We start from the raw sequence: 7,233 nt of genomic DNA on the forward strand, positions 1-7,233 counted from the left end.
TAGTGTCTTATCATCTGTTGCATCGCTTGGATTGATCGTCGCTTGTAATGTTTCACTATTTCCTTTTACTAACGACAGTGTTGTTTTATTTAGTGTGATGGATTCTATTGGTCTTAAAACATTTTGTTCAGTAATTCCTTTTATACGACATGTGTAATCCATTAATTTAAGCCAAGTGTCATATTGTTTCGTAAAACAATATTCATTAGAATGATCAGCAATAAACTCAATATCACTTGCTTTTTCTGTTGTATCTAGCATTATTGATGCATTGTTTTGATTTGTTCCCATTAAAGTAAATACTATTGAATAATATGTACTATTTTGAAGTGATATACTTGAATCTAATTTAATATAATTAATTCCTCTATTCTCTAATGTTCCATTTTGGGTTAAAACACAATTCCCCGATGTTGGATTATTTGTATCTGTTAAATTTGTGTAAATTTCTAATTTATACGGAACATTAGGTGTATTACTACCAATCGTAACTGCATTAAGCACCTCATTTGTTCCTTTAACTAAAAACTCGTTAGCATATGTATCCGTTTTGTCTGAAATAAAATAATTAAACGCATTAGTTGTTCCATCATATTGATATGTTTCTTGATTATTTTTAGGTTCAAATTCATATGAATAGACATCACCCAATGAATATTCATCATAAGAAATCCAAAAATACCCTTTATTTCCAAAACCAGTTCCCCAGCTATTCTTAATTAACCATGCACCATTTCTAGAAGGAACCGTTCTAAATTTATTTGCATCATAATTATCGTCCCAACCAACTATACTTATAGCATGATTAAAACTATTAATTTCTTGTGAATTATAATAGCTTTCCCCTTTAATAACACCTGCTGCATCATAGTAACAAGCTAAGACACTTCCATTATCTAAAATTGCTTGTTTTATCAATTCTTCGTTTCCTTTTGCTTGTTGACATAATAAATTACTATTTGTCATAACATATTGCGTATTATTTTGATTTTCTTTTGATCCTTGCATTTCTTCAATATTAGAAATTGGGTAATTTGATTCACTTGCTAGTCCAAAATTACTCATTGCTAGTTGTAACATTTTAGGATCAGCACCAACATTCATAAAAGAATATTGCCCTACGACATTTGTTTGATCATTATCAGTATTTTCATAATTATCACCCTGATTATGATACATATAATAATTCAAATGTGCTTCAGATAAATCAATATTTTTATCAGCTATTCCATGTTTAATTAAATAAGATTCTGCTACACTACATGCAGCATATGCCCAACAATTTCCATAAGGATTTTGATTTTTAACGCTTGTAACATATCCTTTATCTACAGAACTATATGTCACAGGCATTTGTGATGATCTAGCTAATGAATTATTTGAATTTTCATTAACATTCTCATCAAAATTTTCATATTTTCTTGTAGGCATTACATTTCTTTCATAATTTTCCTCAAATGCATATACATTTATTAGTGGTATTGACATCGAAAATGTTAATGCCATTACAATTATAATTTTTAAAATTTTCTTAAACACAGTCATCCCTCCTCTGTATTCATATAATTATTGTACTAAAGGTTATGATTCAAGTCTATTTTTTTAGAAACTTTTAACACAAATAGTGGAATGATTCATCAGCTACCATTCCACTATATTTTCTAATTTCACACCATCCAATTTCTATTTACAAATATATGATACCTTAAATTTCTTTTTTTCTTTTGAAACCTCTAATTCCATCTTTTGAAACCTCTAATTCCAAACAATCCACTAATAAACATTAATATCGACCACATACCAACAACTGTTTCATCCCCAGTTTTTACTTTAGAACTTTTATCTTTTTTATTAGTAGATTTAAATACAGTTTCTGTTTTTATTTGTTCAGTTGTATTTTTATTATCAGCTGATTTATTTGCATCATACATTTCACCTTTTTCATTAAATGTATATTGCTTCCCATCTATTTCTTGTGTTCCAGTTACCATTACACCATCTTGATTTAAATAGTATTTTTTACCATCTACTTCTAACCATCCAGTATGAACTTTACTATTTTCATCAAAGAAATACATTTTACCATCTATTTCTTGCCAACCACTATATGCATCATAATTCTTATTAAAATAATATTTTCCACCAGCAAATTCAATCCATTGATTTGGTTTAATTAATTTAGTTTCTTTTACTTTACCATCTTTATCATAAGATACTAAGTATCTATCAATTCCATATCCATCAACAAAAGAAATAGAAATATATTCTTTATCTTCCCTATTTACTGCTAATTGCCCATTTTCATTGAAATAATATCTTTCACCATCAATTGTATGAACACCTTTATATGTCCAAGCATCAATATTTACAAAATAATACTTTTTCCCATTGACTTCTCTAACACCATTATATGGTTTATAGTATGAATCAAAACAGTATCTATTTCCTTTAAATTCAATAATTTCATTAGGTACTATTTCAATACTTTCTTCTACTATTCCTTTATTATTATAAGTAAACAATTTATGATCACTATGACCATTCATTGTGTAATCACCTTCAAACTCAGATAGACTACATCCTTGTTCTCCAAAATAATAAGTAATACCATCAATGGTAACTAATCCGCCTACTCGAAGACCCCACTCATTATAGTAATACTTCTTTCCATCTTCAATAGACCACCCTTGTTTGGTATCTTGCTCTGCTACTCCTTGTACACTTTCTTCTTAAATAGATTGTTGTGCAATATCATTATCAGCATCTAAAGCATTAACCATAACAGTAGATGATAATGATACTAATGTTGTTACTGTTGCTATTGCAACTTTTTTCATTTTTTTATTTTCTTTCATCATAGTCCCTCCAATAAAAAAATTGTATCATTATCTTTATGCACATTTTATCTTTCAACACCTAACTACATATTTAGCAACCCAAAGGTACAATATATTATCTTTCTACATACATTTCTGCTAAGTTTATTAAATAACATCAACTTAAAAACATTTATAAAAAGGTATAGAATATCAACTTCATAACTTTTATCTAATTGTTCCAATAAACTATTACATACAAATTTCGCATCACAGTTTATAAATAATTCTTATAATTATCATAATATAGAACTAAAAAATATGATAAACTATAGGAAGAAAATTTATCATTTAAATCTTAAAAATTTATTTACAAAAATTCTCAATTGGTATACTATATAAGTACGTTAGATCTCGAGTTACCCGTTGGGGCTCGAGACTTTTTATTTTATAAAGGAGTTCTACAATATGCATAATTATAAAACATTCGATGACCAAATAAATATTCTACAAGAACGAGGTTTGATTATTAACGATATTGACCAAGCAAAAGAAATATTAGAAATTCATAATTATTATAATGTAATCAATGGTTATAAAGATTTATTTTGTTATACAGATGAAAATAAAAACGAGAAATTTATTAAAGGAACTACATTCAATGAAATTTATTCATTGTATGAATTTGATAGAGAATTACGTGCTATAATATTCAAATACACACTACAAATTGAAAACACTTTAAGAACTCTTGTTTCACATGTTTTTTCAAAATATCATGGTGTAGAAAACTACTTACGATATTCAAATTTTGATTTTATTGATTATAAATCCGCATCAAAGAAAAAAATAAATGAAAGAGCAAAACATATTAACGAACTAATATCAAATATGCAAATGGATTTAGCAAGATATACAATAAAGAAAGATTATATAAATCATTACGTTGTAAAAGAAGGATACGTTCCTCTATGGGTACTAGTTAATGCAATTTCTTTTTCTAGATTATCCACATTTTATAATCTTATGAAACAAAAAGAAAGAATAGAAGTCTCTCAACATTGGGGTATACAAGAAACTGATTTAATATCATATATAGAAGTATTGGCTTTTTTTAGAAATATTTGTGCTCACGATGATAGGTTATATAATACAAAATGTAAAAAACAAATTTCTGATACAAATTATCATAGTTTATTAACTATACAAAAAAATACTAAAAATCAATATATAAAAGGAAAAAATGATATTTTTTCTATAATCATTGTTTCAAAAATTTTACTACCATCTAAAGAATTTAATACAATGTTTAATAAAATAAGTGGTCGCCTTTCAAGCTTATCAAAAAAATTAAACGTAATAACTTTAGAAAAAGTATATGAACAAATGGGGCTTTCAGAAAATTGGTATTTAATTAAAAAAATATAAAAGTCCTAAGCCCCAACGGGTAACTTAGGATCATTAATATTATATTCGTTTAATTTTGATTTATTCTTGGTTATTTTAATATTTTTACCACTCTATTTCATTTGGATATTCTAAATTATCATCTTCTACAGCATAAATTGGAATTTGATGCTTTTGGGAATACTCTTTAATTCTTTTCTCCATTCTTTGATATTCTTTTGATGGTTTAATGAATTTTTTAGTAATATCAATTAATTTATCTTTTCTTTTATTGATATCAGTTTTAAGAAATTCCAAATTACAATAATCAACATATTGAGTCACATAATGTATATAATACTCTCGTGATTTTTCTATTAATTTATATACTTTATTAAACTCATCACTTCCAATCACTTCTTCAAGTGATTGGAAAATAACTGCTGATAATAACATTAAAAGAGCTTTATCTTTTAAATAATCCGAATTCGAACTAAACATTTTAAATTCTTGATCACATTCATCTCTTTTACCATAATAATAGTTACAACATATAAACATATTTGGAACAGCTAACGCAAGAAAAAGAGCTTCTGGATATAAAACATTCACACTATAATAAATATTTTGTTCACAATTTTTAATTCCCATTTCTTCTTTCAAATCTTCATTTAAAACATTATCTTTTAAAACAACTTCCCTATCACCCATATACGCATGGCGAATATCATAACACAAACCTAACAATCTCATTTTTACTTCATCATATAACCCAGCTTCATTACTATCTACTCCTGTCATTCAATAAATAGCATTAACTAAATCATTAAAATCATCATAATCTCCTTGTATTGTAATCCCTGTTAAATTTTTTGTTACTTTTGCTTGTATCATTTAGATTCCTTACTTTTTATTAACATATATATTACCTATTTATACTTTATCATCATATATTATTAAATCAATCATAATAGGTTTCATTACATTATTTTTTTAAATATTTTCCTTTTTTTGTTATTTAAACAAAAAAAGGAATCATAACGATCCCTTACCATAAACAACACCTTTAATTGTTTTATAAATAATCGTAAAATCTAACCAAATAGACCAATTATGATAATAATAATCATCTAATTTACAACGATAATTAAATTCAACATCACTTCTACCATTTGCTTGCCACATTCCTGTAACTCCTGGTTTACATTTAATAATGGAATTATAATACTGACCCATATCTTCTTTTTCCCTAGGCAAATAAGGTCTAGGGCCAATAAGTGACATTTCTCCTAAAAGAACATTGACAAATTGAGGCCATTCATCTAAAGATGTTTTTCTTAAAAACTTTCCTACTGGTGTAATTCTTGGATCATTGACTAGTTTTTTATTTGTCAGATATTCTTCTTTGATTTTTGGATCTTTTTCCATCAGTTCATCTAAGATTTTTTCAGCATTTGGTACCATTGATCTAAATTTATAAATTTTAATCATCTTCCCATTTTTACCAATTCTATCTTGACTAAATATAATATTATCATGATCTCCACTTTTTACATATTTATACTTAACAAAAATTATCAGTGGTATTAATGTTAAACAACCTACTATCCCAGCACAAATATCAACAAATCTTTTCATTGTATTAGCTAAAGGAGACATTTCATTATTTGCTGTTGCAATCAGTAATTGTCCATCAAAATCCTGAACTTCAGAAGAAAAAGTCATTGTTCCATTAACATCTGGTAAATACTTAACACTTTCAACTTTTCCATAAATATCCGACATCACCTTATCAATTACTTCTTCACTTGCTTCTGGTAAAGCCACAATAATTTGTTCAATTTTTAAAGTTTTAATAGCCTCATCCAATTCTTCATAACTATAAATAAAACTATTTTTAATCACATTTTCCTGTTTAAAATCAAATAACTGATCTGTCCAATTCGCATCCACATAACCTTTTACTTGTGTTAGAGCAAAACGATTATTATTAGATATTTTACCTAATCTTGCTGCTTCGTAACCTGTTCCAATAACCAATGTTCTTCTAGCAAATTGATCTCTAAAAGCAATTCTAATATATCTATCAGCTAGTAAACAAATAATAAACATTGAAGCTACCATGATTGTTAAATGCATTCTTCTTTCATAACCTGTCGATTTTGGTACTAACACAAGCAATGCGATATAAAAACAAAAACTTGATTTAACTAACGCTTTAATTTCATCCCATATTAAACATGTATTTAATGAATAATGTCCATATATAAATAAGAATAGGAAATAAAGTATTCCTGATCCAATGATTAAATCTAAATCCATATGGAAGTATAAACATATAAAGTAATACATTATTACTTCTATTAAAAGTAACATAAAGGGCATTATTTTTCTATTCATATTTTACACCTCTTATTATGTCCATTATATCGTAATTCGATTATTAATGCTATCTTTTCTCTTTTATAGTATAATAGATATATCAAAACTTTGGAGGGTCAATATGAAGTTTTTTTATGAAGGTATCAATAAATTTATGTATAAACATCCTTTTATAAAATCTTGTGTTTATTTTGCATCAAAATTTTGTCCATGGATGGTCGCTATATTTTATTCACTTTTTTTACTAAAAATAGTTATCGAATCACAAACTGGTTTTTATCTTTTATTTATTAAACCATTTGTCGTTTTATTAATTACTGTTCTACTTAGAATATTAATTGATAGACCTCGTCCTATTCAAAAGTATGACCTTAAACCTATTGATGATAAAAAAAGAATAGGTCATTCTTTCCCAAGTATTCATACGAGTTTAGCTATTTCTATTGCTTTGACCGTTATTGCTCGAGGACCAAATATGGGATTATTACTCTCAGCACTTGCTATTACAATTACTTGTACAAGACTGCTTACAGGTGTTCACTATTTAACAGATATCCTTGCAAGTATTTTAATTGCCCTTGCTATTTATATCATTTAACGAAATAAGAAAATTATTTCGTTTTTTTAATTTTTTAAAAGAAAAAATGAT

At 26.5% G+C, this 7,233-nt stretch carries 6 protein-coding genes and 1 pseudogene; 2 read left to right on the forward strand and 5 right to left on the reverse strand.

The features are described from left to right. From LJD32_RS14170 to LJD32_RS15420, 3 genes are all read right to left on the reverse strand, one after another. Positions 1-1,539: C1 family peptidase (locus LJD32_RS14170; RefSeq protein ID WP_227392715.1), on the reverse strand; the 1,539-nt coding region annotated here is incomplete at its 3' end. Positions 1,540-1,733: 194 nt separating this feature from the next. After that, positions 1,734-2,546: an N-acetylmuramoyl-L-alanine amidase family protein gene (locus LJD32_RS14175; protein ID WP_227392716.1), complete on the reverse strand. Its 813-nt coding sequence runs from the start codon at positions 2,544-2,546 to the stop codon at positions 1,734-1,736. A gap of 183 nt (positions 2,547-2,729) precedes the next feature. Beyond that, positions 2,730-2,858 (reverse strand): hypothetical protein, encoded by a 129-nt coding sequence (locus tag LJD32_RS15420; RefSeq protein WP_264472172.1) that lies wholly within the window; start codon positions 2,856-2,858, stop codon positions 2,730-2,732. Between the two features lie 426 nt (positions 2,859-3,284). On the opposite strand from LJD32_RS15420, the gene LJD32_RS14180 reads away from it, so the two are divergent. Beyond that, positions 3,285-4,244: an Abi family protein gene (locus LJD32_RS14180; RefSeq protein WP_227392717.1), complete on the forward strand. Its 960-nt coding sequence runs from the start codon at positions 3,285-3,287 to the stop codon at positions 4,242-4,244. A gap of 84 nt (positions 4,245-4,328) precedes the next feature. Here the strand turns inward: LJD32_RS14180 and LJD32_RS14185 are convergent. Continuing rightward, positions 4,329-5,096, reverse strand: a pseudogene (locus tag LJD32_RS14185) (DUF6904 family protein). 141 nt (positions 5,097-5,237) lie between these two features. Next, the gene (locus LJD32_RS14190; protein WP_227392719.1) at positions 5,238-6,602 is read right to left on the reverse strand and encodes an exopolysaccharide biosynthesis polyprenyl glycosylphosphotransferase; all 1,365 of its coding nucleotides are present in this window, start codon (positions 6,600-6,602) and stop codon (positions 5,238-5,240) included. A 103-nt stretch (positions 6,603-6,705) separates the two neighbouring features. Between LJD32_RS14190 and LJD32_RS14195 the strand changes: the two genes are divergently transcribed. Continuing rightward, positions 6,706-7,182 carry a phosphatase PAP2 family protein gene (locus LJD32_RS14195; RefSeq protein ID WP_175301258.1) on the forward strand — a complete coding sequence of 159 codons (477 nt, stop codon included), beginning with the start codon at positions 6,706-6,708 and terminating at the stop codon, positions 7,180-7,182. Positions 7,183-7,233: the final 51 nt, after the last annotated feature.

It is taken from the genome of Faecalibacillus sp. TM498 (assembly GCF_020589955.1).
Taxonomy (GTDB): domain Bacteria; phylum Bacillota_I; class Bacilli_A; order Erysipelotrichales; family Coprobacillaceae; genus Faecalibacillus; species Faecalibacillus intestinalis.